The sequence below is a fragment of the Cryobacterium zongtaii genome (assembly GCF_002909375.1).
GTDB classification, from domain to species: Bacteria; Actinomycetota; Actinomycetes; order Actinomycetales; family Microbacteriaceae; genus Cryobacterium; species Cryobacterium zongtaii.
In genome coordinates, this window is sequence record NZ_PPXD01000026.1 from 45,777 (window position 1) to 66,885 (window position 21,109).

The window sequence follows — 21,109 nt, forward strand, 5'->3', positions numbered from 1 at the left end:
GAAGCAATGAGGCTTAGAACAACCTTTATCGGCGCTGGACTGGTGGCGGCTCTCGCCCTCACCGGCTGCACCGGAGGCGCCGCCCCCAGCCCACAGCCTGAGGCCGGGGCAGCACTGACCATCGCGAAGCCAGACGGCGCCATCGCCACGGAGTCGAATAACCCCTGGGTCGGTGATTCGTCCGCGAACAAGCTTGGCTATAAAAACGTCATCTTTGAACCCCTCGCCATGGTGAACCTCGTCGGCGAGAACGAGACCACCCCCTGGCTGGCAGAAAAAGTCGAATGGAATGACGACTACACCCAGCTCACCGTTACCCCGCGCACCGGGGTGACCTGGAGCGACGGTGAGGAGTTCACCGCCGATGACATCGTCTTCTCCTTCAACCTAATCCGAAACACTCCCGCGCTGGACACGGGCAACTTGCAGCTGACTGACGTTGTGAAGGACGGCGAGAACGTGGTCCTCACCTTCGCTGAGTCGAAGTTCGTCAAGCAGGCGCAGGTGTTGCACATCCCGATGGTCCCTGAGCACGTTTGGGCCGACATCGCCGACCCCACTACGGAGACCAACCCCGAACCCGTCGGTACCGGTCCGTACACGCTGGACAGCTTCAGCAGCCAGTCAGTCACGTTGCAGGCCCGTGACGACTACTGGGGCGGCGAGCTCGCCGTGCCGACTCTGTACTACGTCTCGTACAACGACAACACGGCGCTGACCACAGCACTCGCGAAGGGCGATGCCGACTGGGCGCAGGCGTTCATCCCCAACGTGCAGAGCGCGTTTGTAGACAAGGACCCTGAGCACAACAAATTCTGGGCCGCGAACGTCATGGCGCCCGACGTCCTCTTCCTCAACCACCAGCAGAAGCCGTTCAACGATCTCGCCTTCCGCCAGGCGGTCAACATCGTCATCGACCGTGCTGCGCACACCGAGATCGCCCGAGAGAAGGCCGGCCCCGAACTATCGTCGGTTACCGGCCTGCCGACTCCCGTCGGCGAGCAGTACATCGCTCCCGAGTACCAGGGCGAAGAACTCGCCATGGATGTCGAGGCCGCTCGCGAGATTCTCACCGACGCGGGATACACCTGGGCCAAGGACGCCCTGATCGACCCCGATGGCGAGCCTGTTTCGTTCACCCTCGAGGTCCCGCAGGGCTGGAACGACTACGTCACCGGCATTAGCCTCATCGCCGACCAGGTCACGAAGACCCTCGGCGCCGACGCGAAGGTGAACACGCCGGACGCCGACACATGGTGGGCGAACAAGCGCTCGGGAAACTTCGACGCCATCATGCACTGGACCGACAGCGGCACGACGCCGTACGACCTCTACTCCGACACAATGGACGGACGCTGGTTGCTGACGGGCGAGAACGTGGACTACAACTTCGGTCGCTACGACAACCCTCGTGCCACCGAGCTGCTGAACACGTACGCGACCGCGGCAACCGACGAGGAGCGCACCGCAGCGCTTGAAGAGATCCAGAAGGTGTTCGTCGAGGACGTGCCGGTAATCCCGGTCGGCACTCACCCGGTGCTGGGTGAGTACAACACCCGCAATTACGTGGGCTGGCCAAGTGAGGAGGATCAGTACGCGACAGCTGACCCTGTGCAGGTCACCGTCCCGCTGATCCTCACGAAGCTGACACCGGCCGAGTAGTTCGAATCGAAGGAGGGGCGGATGCGACAGCATCCGACCCTCCTGCGCCGACCCTCACGAAAGCGACGAAACCCATGCCAGACCCCCTGCTCAGCGTGCACGACTTCTCCATCGTGTACGACGTCGATCCGCCCGTCGAGGCAGTGAAGAACGTCACCCTCGAACTGCAGCGCGGCGAGATCCTCGGACTCGCCGGCGAGAGCGGATGCGGCAAGACCACCCTTGCCTACGGCCTGCAGCGCCTGCTGCGTGCACCCGCGGTTATCACCAGCGGAAGCGTTACCTTCCACGACGCCTCCGGTGTTGACATCGACGTCAACGCGCTCGACATCGAAGAGATGCGACGCTTCCGTTGGGACAAAATCTCTATGGTGTTCCAGGGGGCGATGAACGCGCTCAACCCTGTCACCACGATCGGCGCACAACTCGACGACGTGTTCCAGGTTCACCGTCCCGACCTCAACCGGCGCGAACGCCGCGCCGCGTGCGAGGAGCTGCTCGAGCTCGTCGCCGTGGGGCGCGAGCGCATCCGTTCCTATCCGCACGAGCTCTCCGGCGGCATGCGCCAACGCGTGATGATCGCGATGGCGCTCGCTCTGCGCCCTCAGCTCATGGTCATGGACGAGCCGACCACGGCACTGGATGTACTCGTGCAACGCGAAATCCTGCGCCAGATCTCGCAGCTGCGCCACGAGTTCGGCTTCTCGGTGATCTTCATCACCCACGACCTCCCTCTGCTGCTGGAGATCAGCGACCGCATCGCGGTAATGCGCAACGGAGAGATCATCGAACTCGCACCCGCGCGCGAGCTCTGGGAGCAACCGCAACATGAGTACACCAAGACGCTGCTGGCGTCGTTTCCCCGCCTAACCGGCGAGAGGGGAGTGTTGGTCCGATGACCACACTCGAGTTTGTGAACGTTTCCAAACGCTACCGGGTGCGCGGAGCACCGTCGATGCTCGCCCTCGACGACGTCAGTTTCACCCTGCACGACCGCGAGACCATTGCCCTGGTCGGCCAGTCCGGCAGCGGCAAGTCGACCATCGCGAAGATCCTGACCCAGCTGGAGACACCGACCAGCGGCGAGGTTCTGTTGAACGGCAAGCCGATCCCGCGCCACGGACGAGGCCTCCGCAGCTACCGCCAGACGTTGCGGATGATCTTCCAGGATCCCTTCGCTTCGCTCAACCCGTACCACTCAATCCGCTACCACATCGAACGCCCACTGCGGCTGGACAACGTCGTCCCCAAAGCCGAAACCGAGAGAGAGGTCAGACGTCTCCTGGAGCGGGTACGCCTGGACGCGGATTCGGTCATCGACCGCCGCCCGCACGAGCTTTCCGGCGGACAACGCCAACGAGTCGCGATCGCCCGAGCGCTTGCGTCCCGGCCGTCGCTGCTCGTGGCCGATGAACCGGTGTCGATGCTGGACGTGTCGATCCGCCTCGGTGTGCTGAACCTTCTCGCCGACCTGCAGAGAGAAGAGGGCCTGGGTGTGCTCTACATCACCCACGACCTCGCCACCGCGCGGCACTTCAGCGACCAGATTATGGTGCTGCACCACGGTCGCGTGGTCGAGCACGGTTCAGCCGACGACGTTATCCTGAACCCCCAGCACGAATACACCCGGGAGCTCCGATCGGCGTCGCCCGACCCGGAGAAGCACTTCGCGACGACATCGGCCCACCCCCAGGGCGGTGTCGCATGAAGATCCCAGTCCGCTTCATCGCCAGCCGTTCCGCGTTCTACCTGTTCACGGCGTTCGCGGCGATCACCATCAATTTCTTCCTGCCGCGCATGATGGCGGGTGACCCCGTCACCGCGTACATGCAGCGGAACGCCGGGCAGATCACCCCGGAAGCCGAGCGGTCGCTGCGCATCCTCTTTGGCCTCGACCAGGACAGCAGCGTCTGGGAGCAGTACTCGGACTACTGGCAACTGTTGTTCAGCGGCGACCTCGGACGCTCCTTCTCCAACGGCCTCGCCCCCGTCGGTGACGTCATCTCCTCAGCTCTGCCATGGACGCTCGGGCTTGTCGGGATCGCCACGATCGTGTCATTCGTGCTCGGCACCGCAACTGGCGCCCTGATCGGCTGGCGTCGGGGAAGCAAGGCAGACGTGATCGTCCCGATTTCGACCTTTTTTAGCACGGTGCCGTACTTCTGGCTCGGACTGATCGCGATCGCGGTCTTCTCGTCCACCCTCGGTTGGTTTCCCGCCTCGCACGCTTACGACAAAGGCTCGTCGCCCGAGTTCACGGCCGACTTCATTGGCCAAGTTATCGCCCACGGCGCATTGCCGGCGATCACGATCGTCATCGCGTCGCTCGGAGGATGGATCCTCGGCATGCGCAACATGATGCTTACCGTGCTCGACGAGGACTACATCACCGTGGCACAGGCTAAGGGCATGCCGAACCGTCGCGTGCTCTGGAACTATGCAGCCCGCAATGCGATGCTGCCGCAGCTGTCCAGCTTCGCGTTATCCATCGGATTTATCGTCGGCGGCACGATTGTGATGGAGATGGTGTTCTCTTATCCCGGCATCGGCAAGCTGCTGCTGGACGCGACCACCGCGAAGGACTACCCGCTAATGCAAGGCGTGTTCCTCATCATCACGATGGCGGTGCTGTGCGCGAACATCCTCGCAGACGTCGCCTACGCCATCCTCGATCCCCGCACACGCCAGACGGAGGCCTGAGATGACAACCCCGCTAAACCTCACCAGACCGGCAAGCGCCGGCAGCCCCGAAACGGCGACATTGCGTTCGCCGGCAGCGAGCATTCCGCCCAAGGAAAAGACGTTCCTGTCGCAGCTCGCGTCGTCGTTCGCAATGTTCCGCAACCCAAAGTCGCTGACTGGACTCGTCATCCTGGGCGTCTTCGTCGCGGTTGCGCTCCTCGGCGACGTCCTAGCTCCGTACGGCGCGCTGGAGAAGGACTTCACGGCGCTACGTCAGGCACCGTCCTGGGCCCACCTGCTCGGCACGACGCACATGGGAGAGGACATCCTTAGCCAAATTATCTACGGCACCCGCGGTGTGCTCATCGTTGGGTTCCTGGCCGGTATCATCGGCACGGCGATCGCCGTGGTCATGGGCGTCGTCGCCGGGTACACCCGGGGCTGGCGCAGCGAGTCGCTGTCCGCGATCACGAACGTGTTCCTCGTCATACCAGGGCTGCCGCTGATCATTATTGTCGCGTCCCAGTTCGAGAACCCACCGCTCATCCTCATCGCCGCCGTGCTGGCGGCAACCGGCTGGGCCTGGGGCGCCCGCGTCCTTCGGGCGCAGACGATGTCGCTGCGCAACCGCGACTTCATCCAGGCCGCTCGCGCGAACGGTGAGCCGCTGCATCGCATCATCCTCGTGGAAATGCTGCCGAACCTCATGGCGATCATCGCCTCGAGCTTCGTCGGCACCGTCACTGCAGCGGTGCTGGGCCTCACCACTCTCGCCTTCATCGGCGTGATCCCCATCACCAACCTGAACTGGGGAACGATCCTGTTCTGGGCTCAGCAGAACGGCGCCTTCCCGGACTTCTGGTGGTGGTACATCCCGGCTGGACTCTGCATCGCCATCCTCGGCGTCGCACTGTCACTGATCAACTTCGGCATCGATGAGTACGTCAACCCACGCCTGCGTTCGGCAGGCGAGCGTGCCCGGGCGATGAAAAAGAAGGGTCTCGACATCAACGAGACGATGACCATCGTGCGCACCATGACCAAGACTTCGACACCGAGTAAGCAAGAGGGCCCGAAATGACCATCTCCGAAACATTCACCGCTTCCCGCGTGTACCAGGATCCCGCACGCGCGATCCCCGAACGCGTCGCCGACCTCCTCGCACGCATGTCGCTGGAGGAGAAAGTGGGGCAGATGCTCCAACTCGACGCCCGTCAGGGCCTCGACGACCACGTGCTTACGAAGTATGTCGGATCGGTACTGCACACCTCGCCGGAGCTGATCGTGCGTGCGAACGAACTCGCCGCCGACACGCGGCTGCGCATACCGCTGCTTGTCGCTGAGGACTGCATCCACGGTCACTCGTTCTGGGAGGGCGCGACGATCTACCCGACGCAGCTGGGTATGGCGGCGTCCTGGAACGCCGACCTCCTGGAGCGGGTCGCCCGGGCGACAGCGATCGAGGTGGCTGCCACGGGCGTGCACTGGACCTTCTCACCCGTGCTGTGCATCGCTCGCGACCTGCGCTGGGGGCGGGTGAACGAGACTTTCGGCGAGGATCCGTTTCTCATCGGCGAGCTGGCCTCGGCGATGGTGCGGGGCTATCAGGGACACGGTCTGGCCGACCCGACGGCGATCCTCGCAACCGCCAAGCACTTCGCCGGGTACTCAGAGACGCAGGGAGGGCGTGATGCCAGCGAGGCAGACATCTCTCGTCGCAAGCTCCGCTCGTGGTTCCTGCCGCCGTTCGAGCGGGTGGCCAAGGCGGGCTGCCGGTCCTTCATGCTCGGCTACCAAAGCATGGACGGCGTGCCCATCACCATTAACGACTGGCTTCTGAGCAAGGTCCTCCGGGGCGAATGGGGCTATACCGGCACCCTCATCACCGACTGGGACAATGTCGGCCGGATGGTCTGGGAACAGCGTGTGCAGCCCGACTATGCGCACGCGGCCGCCGCTGCCGTGCGGGCCGGCAACGACATGATCATGACGACCCCCCAGTTCTTCCAAGGCGCGCTGGATGCCGTCGACCAGGGTCTCCTCGACCCGAACGCGTTCGACCCGGCCGTCGCCCGGATCCTCACCCTCAAGTTCGAGCTCGGATTGTTCGAGAACCCCCGGTTGCCGCGCGCTGACCTGGACGAGATCGTCGGTAACGCCGCACACGCTCAGCTAAACCTGGAGGTGGCTCGACGATCGATTGTGTTGCTGGAGAACGACGGAGTGCTGCCGTTGTCGGCTGCGCGCCCGACCCGGGTCGCCGTTGTGGGGCCGCTGGCCGACGATGCTCAGACTCAGCTGGGCGACTGGGCCGGCGGATCGGGTCAGGTCGGTTGGCTCGCCGGGCAGCCGCGCGAAATGATCACCACCGTGCTCGACGGCATCCGGCGGATCGCGCCCGATGACTGGGCAGTCACCTATGCGCGCGGCGCCGACATCCTTACTCTGCAGCCGGATCCCATCGGCGCGACATTCCCGGATGGACAGCCCCGCCCGCCGCACGTCCTGGCGTGCGACCCCGACCCGAAACTTATCGCCGAGGCCGTCTCCGCGGCGAACAAGGCGGATGTCGTGGTGGTCGTCGTCGGCGACAGGATCGAACTCGTCGGTGAGGGGCGGTCGACGGCGACGCTCGAGCTCATGGGTGGACAGAACGCCCTTCTAGACGCGCTAATCGCGACGGGGAAGCGGGTGGTCGTCGTGCTGCTCGCCTCCAAACCGCTCGTGCTGCCGATCTCCGTTCAGCGGGCCGCAGCTGTTCTTTGGACGGCGAATCCGGGCATGCAGGGCGGGCGCGCACTCGCCGAGATTCTCCTCGGTGAGGTACAACCGTCCGGGCGCCTGCCGATCTCCTTTGTGCGGCACGTCGGGCAGCAGCCGGCGTACTACAACCAGATCCGCGGCCAGCACGGCGACCGCTACGCCGACCTCACCCAGTCACCCGCCTGGGCCTTCGGTGAAGGGCAGAGCTACACCACCGTCCAGTACGAGGACCTCGTACTGGAGGCGACGGCGCTGACAGCATCCGAGACGATCGTGGCGCACATCACGGTGCGCAACACCGGCGCCCGCCCGGCACTGGAGACAGTGCAGGTGTACGTGCGGGATGTCGTCACCTCGGTGAGCTGGACCGACAAGGAACTCAAGGCCTTCCGTCAGATCGAGTTGGTACCCGGCGAGACCGTTCGCGTGCGGTTGGAATTGCCCGTCGCCGAGTGCACCATCGTGGATGCCAAAGAACGACGAGTCGTGGAACCGGGCGAGTTCGAGCTTTTGGTCGGTCCGTCGTCACGAGACACCGCGTTGCTCGGGGCGGGGTTTACGGTGACAGAAGAGTAGCGGGCGGGGCAGCCAATAAAGTCGCCCGCTCGAGTGCACCGACTACCACCGGTGGCCTTGACCCCGGAGAGTGAACACGGGTCCAGGCCATACGGACGGCTCTATCGGTCAGCCCGCGCCCACGTCACCCCACGCGTTTTGCTCAACCGGGGGGGTGGCCGCTGAGCGATCCCCCGTCCGACTGACGTGCCGGCCGCAAGGTAAGCAGCCCTGGACTTCTATTCCAGGCGAGGGCGTTCAAGCGGACGTCTCAATCGTTCCACCTAAAACGAGAGCCCGTGATGCACGACATCATCAGCGATGTCGTGCAGCTTTGAACTACTTGTGCGGGCGTAGGTGCGGAGCAAGGAGAAGGCGGCATCAATGGGCGCCCCGTGGCGCTGCGCCAAAACACCCTTAGCTTGCTCGATGAGTATCCTGCTCTTCAGCGCTTGCTGTAATTGTCCGTTCGCTGTGCCTTGATTGTGGATGATTTGGTACTGGACGAGGCTGATCGTTGCCACTTGAGCAAAGGCCAGCGCCAGAGCTGCGTCCTGGTCGCTGAACGGTTCGCGGACGGAACTAAAAAGGTTCATACTCCCAAAAGTGTGACCACGCAGGCACAATGGGAAAGAATGCACGGCATCGAATCCTCGCGAGAGGGCAATCGCAACAAACTGAGGCCACCGTCCGGATACTTCGGAGAGATTAGAAATCTCTACAGGTTCCCCGGAAGCGAAGCAGTCCAGACACGGGCCTTGATCGTGACCAAGCTGGGCCTCTTCGACCTCGCTCGTACGCTCGTTGGAAGACGCCACAATGTGAAGAACACCACCGCTATCGGCCAGAAGAATTCCGGCGTCTGTCGCCGCTGTAAATTCGGTGCTGGCCTGGACGAGGATGTCCATGGTGTCGACGACGTCGCGGCCCGCACTAAGTGAGTCGGCGAGGAGCACAAAAACGTCTGCAAGATCAACTTCACGTTGAGAGGACACCATGCACCCAGAGAATAGAGCGCGATCACACCGGCCGCAAAGGGGTTGCACACCGTCATGCGTGTCCGATAGGGGCTCGTCTACTGGCCACTCCCCCAGCCCGGCAACACACCCGGAATGAGGGGGCCGCTACGCTTCCGGTACGGGTAGTCAGCGTCTTGTAACCCGTGGGTTGCGAGGCGTCTCGCCCACCCGGTCGAAGGCTGATCAAATGATGGCTTGATGCGCGATGGTGATCTGTTGCGTCGCGTGATCGCCGCGTTGGTACCACGGTGCAGCGTGTTCATCGACGGCATCTCGTTAGTTGCCAGATGACCGAATATCGTGCCGTTTTCGACGCAGAGATCATCTTCTCGAACGAGGGCGGTCTTCAGGCCCAGGGGTTTCGTGACGACGTGCCCGGCCCTGATGTGAGCCAAGAAGAAATCGCCCGACTGTTCGTCACGTCGCTCGATCTGCTCATGACCGAAACTGCCGTTGTGGATAACGTCCGGATTATCGAGGAGGCACACAAGGGCACGAGGGGTGGTCCCGGTGACCCGCGACGCCGCGTCTGATCCATTGAGGCTAGCCAGATTCACCGTAGTGATGCCGTGCGCTTCTGAGGTCGAGATGCCTCTACGTCGCAGACCTCCTGGGTGAACGGTGATTACGCATTATTGGTTATGAGGCACCCAGGAGCGCCCAGACGAAGCAGCTCATCGACGCATTCGGGAGCACCGTATAGGCTTCCTCGAACTCTGGTAACCCCAATTCGTCGGGGAACGACTGCGCCTTTGGAGCAGCCAACAGGGATGCTGTAGCCATCTGACTGGGCCGGCTCGGCAGTGTTTCGTCGTGTTGCCTCTGGTTCCGCTGGCAACCTTCTCAAAAAATGCCGCCAGCCACGGCGGCATTGTGGGAATCAGACATACGACGTCGGGCACGGCATCCTGTTGTCTCGTATCCCTACGGATGCGGGACAGGTCCAGATATGAGACAAGACACCTGCCGCTCGTCGCGTGAGCAGGCGAACTTGCACGTCTCGTAACCCATGGGATATGAGGCACTTAGGTTTCGAGACGCCCTGCCGTGGCCAATGCGACGGCCAACCACATACTTTTCCTCGTCAGCCGGGCAGGGTGTAATTCTGATCCACGGGTCACCGCGGCTGCCCCGGCTTGGCACAGTGCGGCGCGTGCGTCGCTGTGGGAGGCTTGCGGTGTGAGCGGAAGACTGCACAGCGAACTAATCGGCGGCGCCACTTCATCGTGGTATTTCAGCGTCGTGTGTGCGGCGCTGGCGTACAATTTTGGCGCGTTCGTGATCTTTCTCATCAGGATTCCCGCAGTCGGGGGCGGGAGCCGTGTCCCCGACAATTACTTCTACCTCGGCTCTGCGCACGTGCTTGCGTTTCTCGCCCTTGGCGCGGTCTGCAGAATCCTGAGCAGCTCGGTCCTTCGTACGCGCGATTCGACTTCCGGAGTCGTGCTCGGCGACCTCTGCGTCCTGCTGCTCGCCGTCGGGGTAGTGGCCACAATTGTCCTTCCCCTCGACAGCTCAGGAGCAGGAGTCTTTGGAATTATGGTCTATCTCTTCTGGGGGGTTCCCGTCACAGCCTTACTCAGCGGTTTTTCGATCATCGTCGAGCAGTACGCCTGGCTGCAGATTCTGCTGACCGTAACCCTGATAGTGCACGTCGCCTTGTATATCGTGGGACTGGCTTTTCAGATCGCGAGCTAAGTCGAATTCATAGGCCGACCTGGTAACGGATAGCGAGCGTCAACATCCCGGCGGTGGGCGCAGCGGTACTGGCGGTTGCCCAGTTTCGACTGGGTGCGCCGAACCTCGCAAGTGGCCGTGGCCGTATGGGGTGAGCACCAATGGTCTAGGCAGCTAAACCGGACGGCGCGACAGCTCAGCGTCTCGTATCTCATGGGTTTCAAGACAACTGGGTTACGAGACACCGGAACGAACAGGGACTACCGCACTACCGCACTGGCGCCCGATAGCCGATCGTTCGGCGGACCCTCTCTCTCTTACTTGGCTTGCTGGGACAGTGTCCGCCAATTAGGTCCAGATGTTGCCCAGTTCGCGGAAGGGTGGGTCGCGGCCGAGGGAGTGCGATTCTCGGATAACCGTCGTGCCTTCAGGCCACTTGCGCAGGGGGTGCACTTGGGCTGTTGCAGGTTCATGTGAGTCACCAGACCGGGAAGTCGACGCCGTGTTCGGATTTCGCGCGTGGTCCGAAAATGCGCCGCTCAGCCTCGATGATGCGGTGGTCGTTGATGGATGCCTCGCGGCGGCCCATGAGACCGTTGGATTCGAACTCCCACAGTTCGTTGCCGTAGCTGCGCCACCACTGGCCGTGGTCGTCGTGCCACTCGTATTGGAATCGGACGGCGATGCGGTTGCCGCGGAAGCCCCACAGTTCCTTTCGAAGTGCGTAGTCCTGCTCACGCTGCCATTTCGCGGTAAGGAGGTCGATGATGGCGGGACGGCCGATGACGTGCAGGTCCCGGTTCCGCCAGACCGAGTCCGGTGTGTAGGCGAGGGCGACCTTCTCAGGGTCGCGGCTGTTCCCCCGTCCTCAGCCGCCTGCACTTTCTGCAGGGCCAACGATTGGTCGAATGGAGGGAAGGGGGGTCGAAATTCTGTCATCGGGAATGTCCTTGTCAATCGGTCAGCGCGGGGTTGCGCGGATAGGGGTTGTGAGCGGTCTCCCGGGCCGGGAGGAGACGACCGGCTACCGACCGCTGCAGGGTGAACCGGGCGATGCGACCAGTGTGTCCGTCGTCTCCGAATCGGCCACGTTCCCCCCATTCGATCTCGGTCGTGCCGGACAGATGCAGTGTCTGGCCGGTCGCGAAATCAAGGAACAATAGGGAGGCTTCGGGGTTGACGGCGATGTTGCCGAAACTGTTGAACAGGTTGTTGCCCTTGTAGTCAGGCCACCACAGCCCTCGCTCATCGACGCGGACGAACCCAGAAGGACCGCCGCGATGGGACGCGTCCACTCCCCGCTCGGGGTTTGCGGTCCCGAGGAAGAACGTGTCGGCAGCACGGATCAGCCCACGGTCATCCGCGGAGAGTGTGCTGCCGTGTCGGACGCGAACGCTGCCGAGCGCGCCGGATCTGTCGCGTGCGAGAAGGCGTTGCTGAATATACTGCGGGCAGTTGGCGTAGGCCTGCTCAACCTCTATGAGAAGAACGTCGCTGACACTGAGGGTGCCGTTAATGCGCACCCGACGCCGTGTGGCGAATTCGATAGTTACTATTCCGATCTTCTGACCGGTGGGAAGCCTGTGGAGCGGGTCCCCTGCGGGGAACACGGCACGAACCGCAACGGTAGTGTCGGACTGCGCCTTGAGGAACCCGGGAGGACCGGTCAGCGCGGACGTCCAGAGGCGGCTTGCACGATCCCTTCCGGAGATGACGAGAAATGTTCGGTCGCTGAGGAATCCGGCGATACCGCCGGTCAGGGCCGCGGGGTCGAGCATGCAAGACAAACGGGCCGCGTTCTGCTCGACCCCGGCCCTGCGCTGCACAGCGAGCTCGCCGGCGTGGAAGCCCACGTCGGCGAGCTGGTGTGTTCCGTTCATCGTCACGATCTCCTTGAGAGACTGAAAGAGGATTACAGCCCGACGACGGGCCAGTCGTTCTCCACGTTGGCGAGCACGTTGAAGTAGTTGGTCAGGATGTTCAGCGCGAGGTTGGCGACGACCTCACCGATCTCTGTGTCGGTCACGCCAGCGGCGCGGGCTGCGCCGATCGCGTCGTCGCCAACGTCACCGGCGTTTTCGGCGATCGCGTTGGAGAGCCTCAGCAGCGCGGCAACATGCGGGTCGCTCGACTCCGCGCGGCGCGCGGCGTCGAGTTCGACGGCATCCACCTTGGCGATATTGCTGCCGATGTAGGTGTGGGCGGAAAGGCAGTACTCGCAGCCGTTCAGCTGTGCGGTCGAGATCGCGAGGCGCTCACGCACTGCAGCGGGAAGACTGCCCGACCCGACCGCGGCGGAAAGCGCGAGGTATCCCTTCAGCAAGGCGGGGCTGTTTGCCATCACCTTGGTCATGTTCGGCACGAGACCCAGTCCCTTCTGGACCTGGTCGAGCAGATCCTTAGCAACGCCCGTGGCTGTTTCAGGCTGAATGGGGACGATGGTGGCGGTGGTGACGATCATGGTTTTGTCTCCTCGATTTCTAATGCATGAACACTCGTTCATCCGTGATAAGTATTAGCACGGTTGTTCTAACGGATGCAAGGCAGATCTTCCGTGATAGTTTGTCCGTATGGGAAATGAGAGTTCGGACCGCACGTGGGTACTCCCGGAGGAACCGATCCCCGTTCGACTCATGGCGACGATCTGGGCGGACGCGGATGGTCTGCACGATGACTTAGCCGCCCCGGCGGACCTAGACGCCTGGCTGGGTTCCGTGGGCGTTCAGCTGAACGGCGTGGGTGCGACGCAGGAGGAGTCCCTGCGCGCACGGGCGCTACGGGATTCGGTGCGCAAGCTGGCCGCCCACGTCACGGGCGACAAACGCCCGGGTGCCGCCTCACCCGTGACCACCGTGGACGACGCCGCCCGAACCGTCAATGCCGCTGCCAGCTGGCGTCCGATTGCCCAGCTCCGTCTGGATGACGCCCGCCTCGTGCTCGGCGCCGATGCTGCGGCGTCTTCAGTAGTTGCAGGCCTGGCCGACGTCGCTTGTGAAGCCCAGCAGTTGCTGAGCGGGGACCCCTCCCAGTTGCGGGCGTGTCACGCACCAGGGTGCGTGCTCTACTTCACCAAGACGCACCCGCGGCGGGAATGGTGCTCGGTCACCTGCGGCAACCGCGCCCGTGCCGCACGGCACTACCAATTAGTGAGGTCCGCGCGCGGCGCTCGAGAGCACACTGAGCGCTAAAGCACTCAGACGCTTGTTACAGTTCGCCTGCATCGCTCAACAGTCCTGCAGAGTCGGATGCCTGAGTTTCTCGGGTCCGTCTCCTACGTCTCGTAACCTCGGGCTTCGATGGGCTGAAACGAAGCCAACGTGTCGCTTGGGCTACGCCTGGCTCTGTGGACTCAGTTGATCCGGACCACTGTCTTTCGGGTCCCGTGACCATTCGCCTGTTCGACGTGTGCCGTGATTGCGTCTTCCCAAGGGACGATCCTGGGAACGGGGGTAACGAGGTCCTCCTCGGTGAGTGCGAGTACGCTCTCGATGAGATTGCGGGTTGCGGTCGGAACTGTGCGGCTGAGGTTGATGATGCTAGACCCGGCGAGCGAAACGTTCCGGGTTCGCAGTTCGCCCGGAGTCGGCGTGACGGCGTCCTTTTGGGCGGCCGCAGCTCCATAGCTGATGACAGTGCCGCCGGACGCGACTTCTGTAAGGGAGTTAGCCAGCACATCGCCCCCGATCGATTCCAGGATGATGTCAAACATTGACCGCCCGCGGCGTCCTTCGCTCGAGCGAAGAAATTAGTGCCGCGCTCGACCCCAATGACCCCGTCCGCGAGACCTCCCGCTTTGGAAGCTGAACCGAGTCCCCCAACGATGTGATCGACCCGATACCGGCGAAGGAGCGCTGCTAACGCATACCCCACTCCGCCGGCGGCACTTGTGGTGAGGACGTTGCTTCCCAGCCCGGGTGTGGAGCGGCGCACGAGGCCACTAGCCGTTGCCCACGTCAAGGGGATGCTTGATGCGGTTGCTCCATACCGCGGACGAAGGGTCACCCAGAGGCGTAGCCAGGGGCGCCCCGTCGAGCAAGCGCATCGGTAAAGTTCAGCCCCGCATACTCGACCTGGATCAGGACCTGGCCGGGCTCCAACTCCGGCACCGAAATGTTTGTGTACCGAAGCACTTCGGGACCGCCGGGCTCAGTCATTTGCGGAGTTCTCATGAGTGCTGATCGTCCAATGGGTTGGCACGAATCAGATCGACGATGCCACTCCTCATCGCTGAAGCTGCGGCGCTAGTTGGTTTTCGCCGACTTTGCGCCTCGAAGCATCGGATGAATTGCGCGCCTAAATCCAGGCGGGGCACTTTGCCGAGCACGTCATTCACGGTCTCAGGGTTCCAGTGGTGTGCATTTCGTCCTGATATGTCGAGTGAGGTCGCAACCCTGAGCAACTCGCTCTCCGAACCTGGCTCAACCTCGTCGTCGGTCATGTGAGAAACGATGATCTTATACAGCTCGTTGCGTCGTTCGATCGTCCAGTCAGCGCCTGCCGCGAAGGCCCAAGCGACATGCCCGCCCGCTTTTTCAAAGGCGACGTTTTCGCTGTCGAATTCCGGTACCAGTCCCAGGTCGTGAAGCAGAGCAGACACGTAGAGCAGCTCAGCGTCAAATGCGATGCGGTTGCGGTCCGCATGATCCACCGCCCAGGCATACGAGCGGATGCTGTGGTTGAGGAGTGCGGGGGTGAGGTACTGTCGCGCAACTTCCAGAGCCAATGCACTTACCCGGCTCGGGGGATCGATTGTGGGTGTGATTCCCATTTAGGATGCCCGCTCGATGGTTGCACGGTGGTAGATCGGCGTTTGGATCGACCTGGCGATGAAGCAGTAGTCGCCAACGCGCGTATGCAGCTCCTCGGCGAGTAGAGCGTCGCTGTCTGAACTGATGGTGACTTCCGGGTGCAACGTGACGCTCTCGAACTGTCCAGCGCCATTGTCTTCTTCGATCATGTGGCCGGTGGCACGATCCTCATAGTTGAGGACGGTGACACCCTCCTTTGCGGCTAGAGCGAGGTACCAGAGCATGTGACATTGGGCGATGGACGCTAGGTAGAGCTGCTCAGGATTCCAGCGTGTGGGGTCGCCTCGAAACGATGGGTCGGAAGAACCAGCAATCGTGGCCAAGCCCTCACCCGTTACCTCGTGATTTCGGGAGTAGGAGCGAAGGGTCTTCGTCCCCTCTCCGGTATTGCCAGTCCAAGTGATGGACAGCGCGTAGTTGTGGTCGGTCATTGTTGGGGTCCCTCATTCAGTGCAAGAAGTGTTTCGCGGGTATTGAGGATGTGCTTTTCGACAGCATCGCGCGCGGCCGCGGCGTCGCCTCCGAGCACGGCGTCGATAATCACCCGATGCTCGCGATCGACCTGCTCCACCCGCTCAGGTGTGTGGAGAGTGTGTTTCGTGCTGACGGTGATGCGATCCCACCAAAGCGCCAACGTCGCACTTATCGCTGCGTTGCTCGCGAGAGCGGCTGATCGCTCGTGGAACAGTCGATTGAAGTCAACGCCCTGCTCGAGGTCTCCGGCCCGAGTGTGCGAGGCGGCGCTGTCGGCAAGCTGCGCCAGCTCGGCAAGAGCTGCGGGCGGAAGTTCTCCCGCGCTCACTCGTTGAGCTGCTTGGAAGACAGCCCACCCCTCAAGCCCTGCACGTGCGGATAGCAAGTCGGCAAGTTCCGGGATCGCCATGACCTTGACTCTTACCCCTCGACCCTGGGCGATCACTAAGCCGTCGCCCTCAAGCCGGTGCAGCGCCTCTCGTATCGGCGTGCGACTCACACCCAGACGTGTGGCCAGGTCTGCTTCGGCAATGCGAACTTTTGGATCTAGTTGTCCCGACACCACTAACCGATGTAACTCCGAATAGATTGTCATACCGATTATTGTATGCAGTAACACATAGTGCATGCAATCCGCCCTTGCATCCCTCCGCGCCGCGATCTTGAACTGCTAACCCGCACCGGCCAATGGAAGCCAACATGCTCAACTGTCTCGCAACCCTAGGGATATAGGACGTCTCACGGCCTAGACCTGGTCTTTCGCATTTCTTGGGTAATCTCGAGACCCGGCGAGTCTCGTAACTACATCGCATATCCTCCGGCAGAAATTTCGGTACTCGTCTTTGGTTATGAGACACCATCTTGCGAGGCCCAATGCGGCTACGACTGCTCAGCTATCGGCATGGAGGCGGCGACATCCTCTCCTTGCGCGGTACGAAGACATGGCACTTGGCGCGCAGCGGACTCATCGCTCTACAGCAGCCAAAGCCTTGTCGATGGTGAGCGCGGACTCAGCGCCCTTGACGCCATCGAACCAACGCACGACGCCGTTAGCGGTTTGAGCTCGTGGGACGAGGGCGGTGGACTCCGCCGCCATTTCGAGCAGTCCGGCTACCTGTCCTGCCGGGCCCACGGCGTGAAGACCAGGCGCACCCGTGCCGTCTTTGCCTTTGTAAGGCGTGCCGTCAATCGCTTCCACGTGCCAGGCGGCCAACTGCTCGAACACCTGCGCGAGCGCGTCTTGGGCGGCTTGGAGGTAGCACAACAGGTCGTAGGAGTCGGATGGGCGCAGAACGGTACGAATGGAGTGTGCAAGCTTTTGCGTCATAGCGAGTAGCTCGTCTGCGAGCTCGGTTTGTGGGCCTCTTCATTGACTACGGTGGCATCTCCTGGCCTGTCGGTCGTGGTTCGTGAGTTATGGATGCGTGCCGAGGTTCGGTGTATTGTTCGCGCGGTGTCGACACCGAGGAACTGCGAAAGCTCAGCCGCGACTCTGAGAAAAACACAGGCTCCTCGAGTCGCTCCTGCTCGCCGCCATTGAAGTGTCCGGCAGTAGTCGCCCGACATCGCTCTTCCCGACCGCGCACGCGAACCAGTGTGATCAAGGTTGCGGGGCCTGCAACGAGGAACTTCAGCGAGTTCCACGCAAACAGCAACGCAAAGAGGTTCAGCCAGCCCGCGCCGCTATTGTCAGCCAGACCAGCACACAACACCATCGCGAATGTGTATGGGACCGCAAGAAGTGTCGCAGGCAGGCCCCACTTCAGACCGCGGCGAGTGTGGATGGCAGCGAGCGCGATGTTGGTCGGCATGAACCGCCGCACGACGTAGTAGGCGCGGGCCGTTACGCCCAGGATAAGTCCGAACATGCTTGAGCCTTCGTGATGTTCGGCGACGAGAACCTGGAAGGACTGCCTATTGGAGGGATCGTCGTGCCGTCACTGCAAGTGGCGGCGCACATGAGGTCGCTTGATTCGAGTTTAGAACTGGATGCCTGATGTCGGAAGCCCCAAGCTGACGCGCTGATGAGGTGCATCGGAGGCCGGGAGCCGATCCGCGAGGCGCTGAGCTCGTCTGAGCGCTGCGTGAGCGCGATCCCTGTCGAGCTGTTGGGCAGTCGATTGCGGTGGCGGGCCAAGAGCACTCGCGCTGACGATCTCGTATCGGTCCCGGTAGGCCGCGACGGTGCGTCCGAACTGGCGCCAAGCGCCATCCTCGGATTCCCGTGGTGCCGCCCCAAGGTGTTTCGTCCACGCCTCCGTCGCGACCAGCGAGGCTGCCAGGCATGCCGCTGCTCGGGCCTCCATCAGGTCGCTGCGCTCGGTGAGTGCTCGGTGAAGGTCAGCGCGCATCGGCCCGGAGGCTCGCGGAATGAGCCCGGCGATTAGTCGCGGCGTTTTGCTCGAGCGACCCGCCCCGGTTTCACGGGCGGTCACCGACGACACTCGGGCCCGAAGAACGGCAGCAATGTCTTGAGCATCCTCGACACCGCGAACCGCGACGACGTGCTTGATTAGGCGCTCGATGTCGAAGTGGTGTGCCTCGGCGCGACGGAGTTCGGCGGTCAGCGGGCCGAACGCATCCGAGGCGACAACGCTATCGGCGTGCACCTGCGGTAGCCCACTCTCGCGCACCATAGACACCCACCTGTCGTGCTGAGCGGCCGCCGCGATGGTCTCGTACTCTGCAGCAAGCTGGGCGATCGATCCCCACGAATCCTGCTCCCCCGCGATCGTCTCATGTGCAGACAGTTCAGCACCCACGTGCTGCAGAACACCATAGAGGATGCTTTGCGCCGTGGCTTCGGGGTTATCGCCAGGTCGAGGTCCGACGTGAGCATCATCGGGTCGATCCACGGCCACATACGCGGTATTCGCCTTCCGGCCACGCGTCATCGCCACATAGAAGTTCTCCCTCGTCATGCCCGACGCAACAACAGTATGAGCGGTGTCCGTCGTCATGCCTTGGGCCCGATGAGAGGTGACCGCGTAGCCGAGTTCCAGGTGTCGCATGGTGTACTCGGCAGGGAGGAGAACCGTGCTCCCCCACCGTCGGCCGTGCCGTCGGACCTCAGCGGAGCCATTTCGGTGCACACTGATCACGGTCCACCTGTCGCCGTTGCGCACCCAAGATCTTGCCGCGCAAAGACGCCGTTCATTCCGGCGCGTGATTACCGTGTCACCGACCGCCGCGCGGGTTCCGTTATGCAGGGTTATTTCCCGAAGCGCATCCACGCGCCCCTCCAGGATTAGTTCAGTCCGGGCGCGGACATTCAACGTGGCAACTGCCTCGAGCGAGTCACTAATGAGCACCGTGGTCTTGCCGGCTCGAGCATCGGTGCGCCAGGCCTCAAACGCAGCATCTGCCATTGACTCGGTGTTGCCCTCACGCACGCGATCGTGCCCGACGTAGAGGTCGATCGACTCCGGGTCACCGTGACGCAGGCCGAGTGATGCCGACTTCTCCCATTCATGGACGAAGCGGTGAACGTCAAGAAGTTCAGGCGCATCCGCTCGATCGTGAACCAGCAGGGACAACGCCCCTCCCGCATCGACCGACTGGAGCTGGGCGTAGTCGCCCACGAGGAGAACTTTCGCGCCAGCGCCCGCGGCGAGCGCGGTAACCCGGTCCAACGGCAAGGTCCCCGCCAACGATGCCTCGTCAATGATCACCAGCTGGCCAGCGCGGAATGTCGCTCCGTGCTCGAGATGGTTCTTCCACCACTTCGCCAGATTTTCGGTCGTAATGCCCAAGTCATCCGCGAGCACCTGAGCGGCGGAAGCAGAGGGTGCCAGCCCGACCACGCAACCCGCACCGTGCGCCGATTCCCATGCCCGCCGGAGCGTGTTCATCGCTGTCGTCTTACCCGCGCCAGCCGGCCCCACCAGGACGTCGAGTACCCGCCCGGATTCAACAATCGCGGTCAGCGCCTCCATCTGATCGGCGGCAAGTACCCCGCCAGTGGGCAGAACCCGTCGCTCAGAAGATCGGAGTGTGGTCGCTGGTATCCGTGGGCCAGTCGTATCACGAGCCCGGTTGAGCAACCGACTCTCGGCGTCCAGCAACTCCGTGGAAGTGAAGACCGCGGAGTGTTTGGGACGGAAGACAGTCGTGCCGTCACCCCGTTGGAATGGTGCTGGGCTCGACGCCATTTCCGGAGGCGTGATCTGCAATGACGCGAACTCGGCGGCATCCACCACCAGGCCGACAACAGTTTCTCGATCGGATGCCGATGCGAAACGGTACTGCATGGTCTGGCGGGCGGCTTCGGCCAGGAGATTCCAGTGGCGCCAGGTCGCACGCCTTTCGCCGACCGCACGCACCACCTTCAACCCGAGTGCGCCGATGGTGTCAAGGGGCACGTCGGTCGCGTGAAGGACCACCGGTGACGACCCCACCTCCGCTGCACTCGCCTGGGGCACGGCCTTATGCCCCAATACACGCTGGGCGCGTTCACGCCACTCTGCGGTGAGTTCAGCCAGAGACCGCACCGTTTTAGCAGGCCGAGTGGACAGCGTGGCCTGCGCGCGAAGCCTGGTGATTGTGACCGGGTTGGGACGCTGACCGTGATTACCCACATACGCCTCGATCAACCGGTCCGTCTCGAGATCTATGTGTCGGGACCTCGTGGAGAACTCCGAAACGAGCACCTCGGGAACTGAGCTAATTGCCCAGGCTGGGTGACGGTCTCTGCCTCGCTCGCGCGTTTCCCACCTCACGCCAATCGAGCGCGTAAGGGCGTCCGCAAACAAGGTCTCGTGCAATTCGGATAGGGCCACGACAGCCGCATGCATCGGTCGGCCGTCGAGGGAACGCCACTTTCCATCCAGCACGGCTTGCACCTTGTTGCTGATTACAACGTGCGTGTGCAGGTGCGGATCACCCGCCCTACTGTCGAAATGATCGAAGGCGGTCGCGATTAAGCCGCTCACGCCTACCTGGGCAACGGCGCCGTCGTGGACCGCTACGCCGGTCCTCGTGACGGCAACCTCGCGCTCCATGTACGCGACAACCTCGGCGACCGCCGCATGATGCGCATCCACGATCTGCGCTTGGGTCGCTGCGTCTGCGACACCCCAGAGGATGCTCGCCGACTTGGGGATTGAAAATGTGAAGTCGTACCCGGCGACTGCGCGCCGCCGACGTGCTACCTGGTCGCTTCCCGCCGGGGTCACGTCCGACGCGACCGAGGTTTGATAGACGGGATACGCGCGTCCCAATGGTGCGCCAGTGACCGGGTCCCTCCCCCTACCAACCAACAGCTGTAATTCCGCCTCTGTGACTTCGGCGCCTTCGACAATGCGCCCCATCCCGAGGCTTGGGATGCCGCTGCCCATCCATCGTCCTGGCGGGGTGCCCTTCGCGCTGTAGTACCGGGTCAATGGCGTTGACAACGACCGATCGCCGTCGCCAGCAGCGATGGTGCGGAGCAGGTACTTGTAACCCTCACCAGCGCTCATCACCCGCATA

At 62.8% G+C, this 21,109-nt stretch carries 19 protein-coding genes and 1 pseudogene; 9 read left to right on the forward strand and 11 right to left on the reverse strand.

Annotation, left to right across the window (positions count from 1 at the left end; genetic code table 11):
- Positions 1-6: 6 nt before the first annotated feature.
- From C3B61_RS15555 to C3B61_RS15580, 6 genes are all read left to right on the forward strand, one after another.
- Entirely contained in the window at positions 7-1,662 is a 1,656-nt protein-coding gene (locus C3B61_RS15555; protein WP_103461485.1) for an ABC transporter substrate-binding protein, read from the forward strand.
- A gap of 74 nt (positions 1,663-1,736) precedes the next feature.
- Entirely contained in the window at positions 1,737-2,561 is an 825-nt protein-coding gene (locus C3B61_RS15560; protein WP_103461486.1) for an ABC transporter ATP-binding protein, read from the forward strand.
- Positions 2,558-3,370, forward strand: coding sequence for an ABC transporter ATP-binding protein (locus C3B61_RS15565; protein ID WP_103461487.1), 813 nt, complete (start codon positions 2,558-2,560; stop codon positions 3,368-3,370). The genes C3B61_RS15560 and C3B61_RS15565 overlap by 4 nt, the downstream gene beginning before the upstream one ends.
- Positions 3,367-4,362: an ABC transporter permease gene (locus tag C3B61_RS15570; RefSeq protein WP_103461488.1), complete on the forward strand. Its 996-nt coding sequence runs from the start codon at positions 3,367-3,369 to the stop codon at positions 4,360-4,362. Before C3B61_RS15565 ends, C3B61_RS15570 begins: the two co-directional genes overlap by 4 nt.
- 1 nt (position 4,363) lies before the next feature.
- Positions 4,364-5,425: an ABC transporter permease gene (locus tag C3B61_RS15575; protein WP_103461489.1), complete on the forward strand. Its 1,062-nt coding sequence runs from the start codon at positions 4,364-4,366 to the stop codon at positions 5,423-5,425.
- Positions 5,422-7,683, forward strand: a complete 2,262-nt coding sequence (locus tag C3B61_RS15580; RefSeq protein ID WP_103461490.1) for an exo-beta-d-1,3/1,6-glucosidase — start codon at positions 5,422-5,424, stop codon at positions 7,681-7,683. The genes C3B61_RS15575 and C3B61_RS15580 overlap by 4 nt, the downstream gene beginning before the upstream one ends.
- 263 nt (positions 7,684-7,946) lie before the next feature.
- Here C3B61_RS15580 and C3B61_RS15585 read toward each other — a convergent pair whose 3' ends face one another.
- A complete protein-coding gene (locus C3B61_RS15585; RefSeq protein ID WP_103461491.1) occupies positions 7,947-8,660 on the reverse strand; it encodes a GAF and ANTAR domain-containing protein in 714 nt (237 codons plus the stop codon).
- 308 nt (positions 8,661-8,968) lie between these two features.
- On the opposite strand from C3B61_RS15585, the gene C3B61_RS15590 reads away from it, so the two are divergent.
- Entirely contained in the window at positions 8,969-9,214 is a 246-nt protein-coding gene (locus tag C3B61_RS15590) for a hypothetical protein (protein WP_103461492.1), read from the forward strand.
- A 646-nt stretch (positions 9,215-9,860) separates the two neighbouring features.
- Positions 9,861-10,379, forward strand: a complete 519-nt coding sequence (locus tag C3B61_RS15595) for a hypothetical protein (RefSeq protein WP_133160337.1) — start codon at positions 9,861-9,863, stop codon at positions 10,377-10,379.
- Between the two features lie 457 nt (positions 10,380-10,836).
- Here the strand turns inward: C3B61_RS15595 and C3B61_RS15600 are convergent.
- From C3B61_RS15600 to C3B61_RS15610, 3 genes and pseudogenes are all read right to left on the reverse strand, one after another.
- Positions 10,837-11,157, reverse strand: a pseudogene (locus tag C3B61_RS15600) (DUF1348 family protein); the annotation flags it as partial.
- Between the two features lie 154 nt (positions 11,158-11,311).
- On the reverse strand, positions 11,312-12,211 hold the full coding sequence (locus C3B61_RS15605; RefSeq protein ID WP_244285961.1) for a pyridoxamine 5'-phosphate oxidase family protein: 900 nt from the start codon (positions 12,209-12,211) through the stop codon (positions 11,312-11,314).
- A 59-nt stretch (positions 12,212-12,270) separates the two neighbouring features.
- A complete protein-coding gene (locus C3B61_RS15610) occupies positions 12,271-12,819 on the reverse strand; it encodes a carboxymuconolactone decarboxylase family protein (protein ID WP_103461495.1) in 549 nt (182 codons plus the stop codon).
- A 109-nt stretch (positions 12,820-12,928) separates the two neighbouring features.
- On the opposite strand from C3B61_RS15610, the gene C3B61_RS15615 reads away from it, so the two are divergent.
- Positions 12,929-13,546 (forward strand): CGNR zinc finger domain-containing protein, encoded by a 618-nt coding sequence (locus tag C3B61_RS15615; RefSeq protein WP_103461496.1) that lies wholly within the window; start codon positions 12,929-12,931, stop codon positions 13,544-13,546.
- A 161-nt stretch (positions 13,547-13,707) separates the two neighbouring features.
- Here the strand turns inward: C3B61_RS15615 and C3B61_RS15620 are convergent, their stop codons facing one another.
- From C3B61_RS15620 to mobF, 7 genes are all read right to left on the reverse strand, one after another.
- The gene (locus C3B61_RS15620) at positions 13,708-14,067 is read right to left on the reverse strand and encodes a zinc-binding dehydrogenase (RefSeq protein ID WP_103461497.1); all 360 of its coding nucleotides are present in this window, start codon (positions 14,065-14,067) and stop codon (positions 13,708-13,710) included.
- A 456-nt stretch (positions 14,068-14,523) separates the two neighbouring features.
- The gene (locus C3B61_RS15625; RefSeq protein WP_103432392.1) at positions 14,524-15,126 is read right to left on the reverse strand and encodes an HD domain-containing protein; all 603 of its coding nucleotides are present in this window, start codon (positions 15,124-15,126) and stop codon (positions 14,524-14,526) included.
- Positions 15,127-15,597, reverse strand: coding sequence for an OsmC family protein (locus C3B61_RS15630; RefSeq protein ID WP_103461498.1), 471 nt, complete (start codon positions 15,595-15,597; stop codon positions 15,127-15,129). It abuts the gene before it with no gap.
- Complete coding sequence (locus C3B61_RS15635; protein ID WP_165789134.1) at positions 15,594-16,235, reverse strand: GntR family transcriptional regulator; 642 nt, start codon at positions 16,233-16,235, stop codon at positions 15,594-15,596. The genes C3B61_RS15630 and C3B61_RS15635 overlap by 4 nt, the downstream gene beginning before the upstream one ends.
- 369 nt (positions 16,236-16,604) lie before the next feature.
- A complete protein-coding gene (locus C3B61_RS15640; RefSeq protein ID WP_103461499.1) occupies positions 16,605-16,967 on the reverse strand; it encodes a hypothetical protein in 363 nt (120 codons plus the stop codon).
- A gap of 46 nt (positions 16,968-17,013) precedes the next feature.
- Positions 17,014-17,508, reverse strand: coding sequence for a hypothetical protein (locus C3B61_RS19945; protein ID WP_208858841.1), 495 nt, complete (start codon positions 17,506-17,508; stop codon positions 17,014-17,016).
- A gap of 111 nt (positions 17,509-17,619) precedes the next feature.
- Positions 17,620-21,108: a MobF family relaxase gene (gene mobF / locus C3B61_RS15650; RefSeq protein ID WP_244285962.1), complete on the reverse strand. Its 3,489-nt coding sequence runs from the start codon at positions 21,106-21,108 to the stop codon at positions 17,620-17,622.
- Position 21,109: the final 1 nt, after the last annotated feature.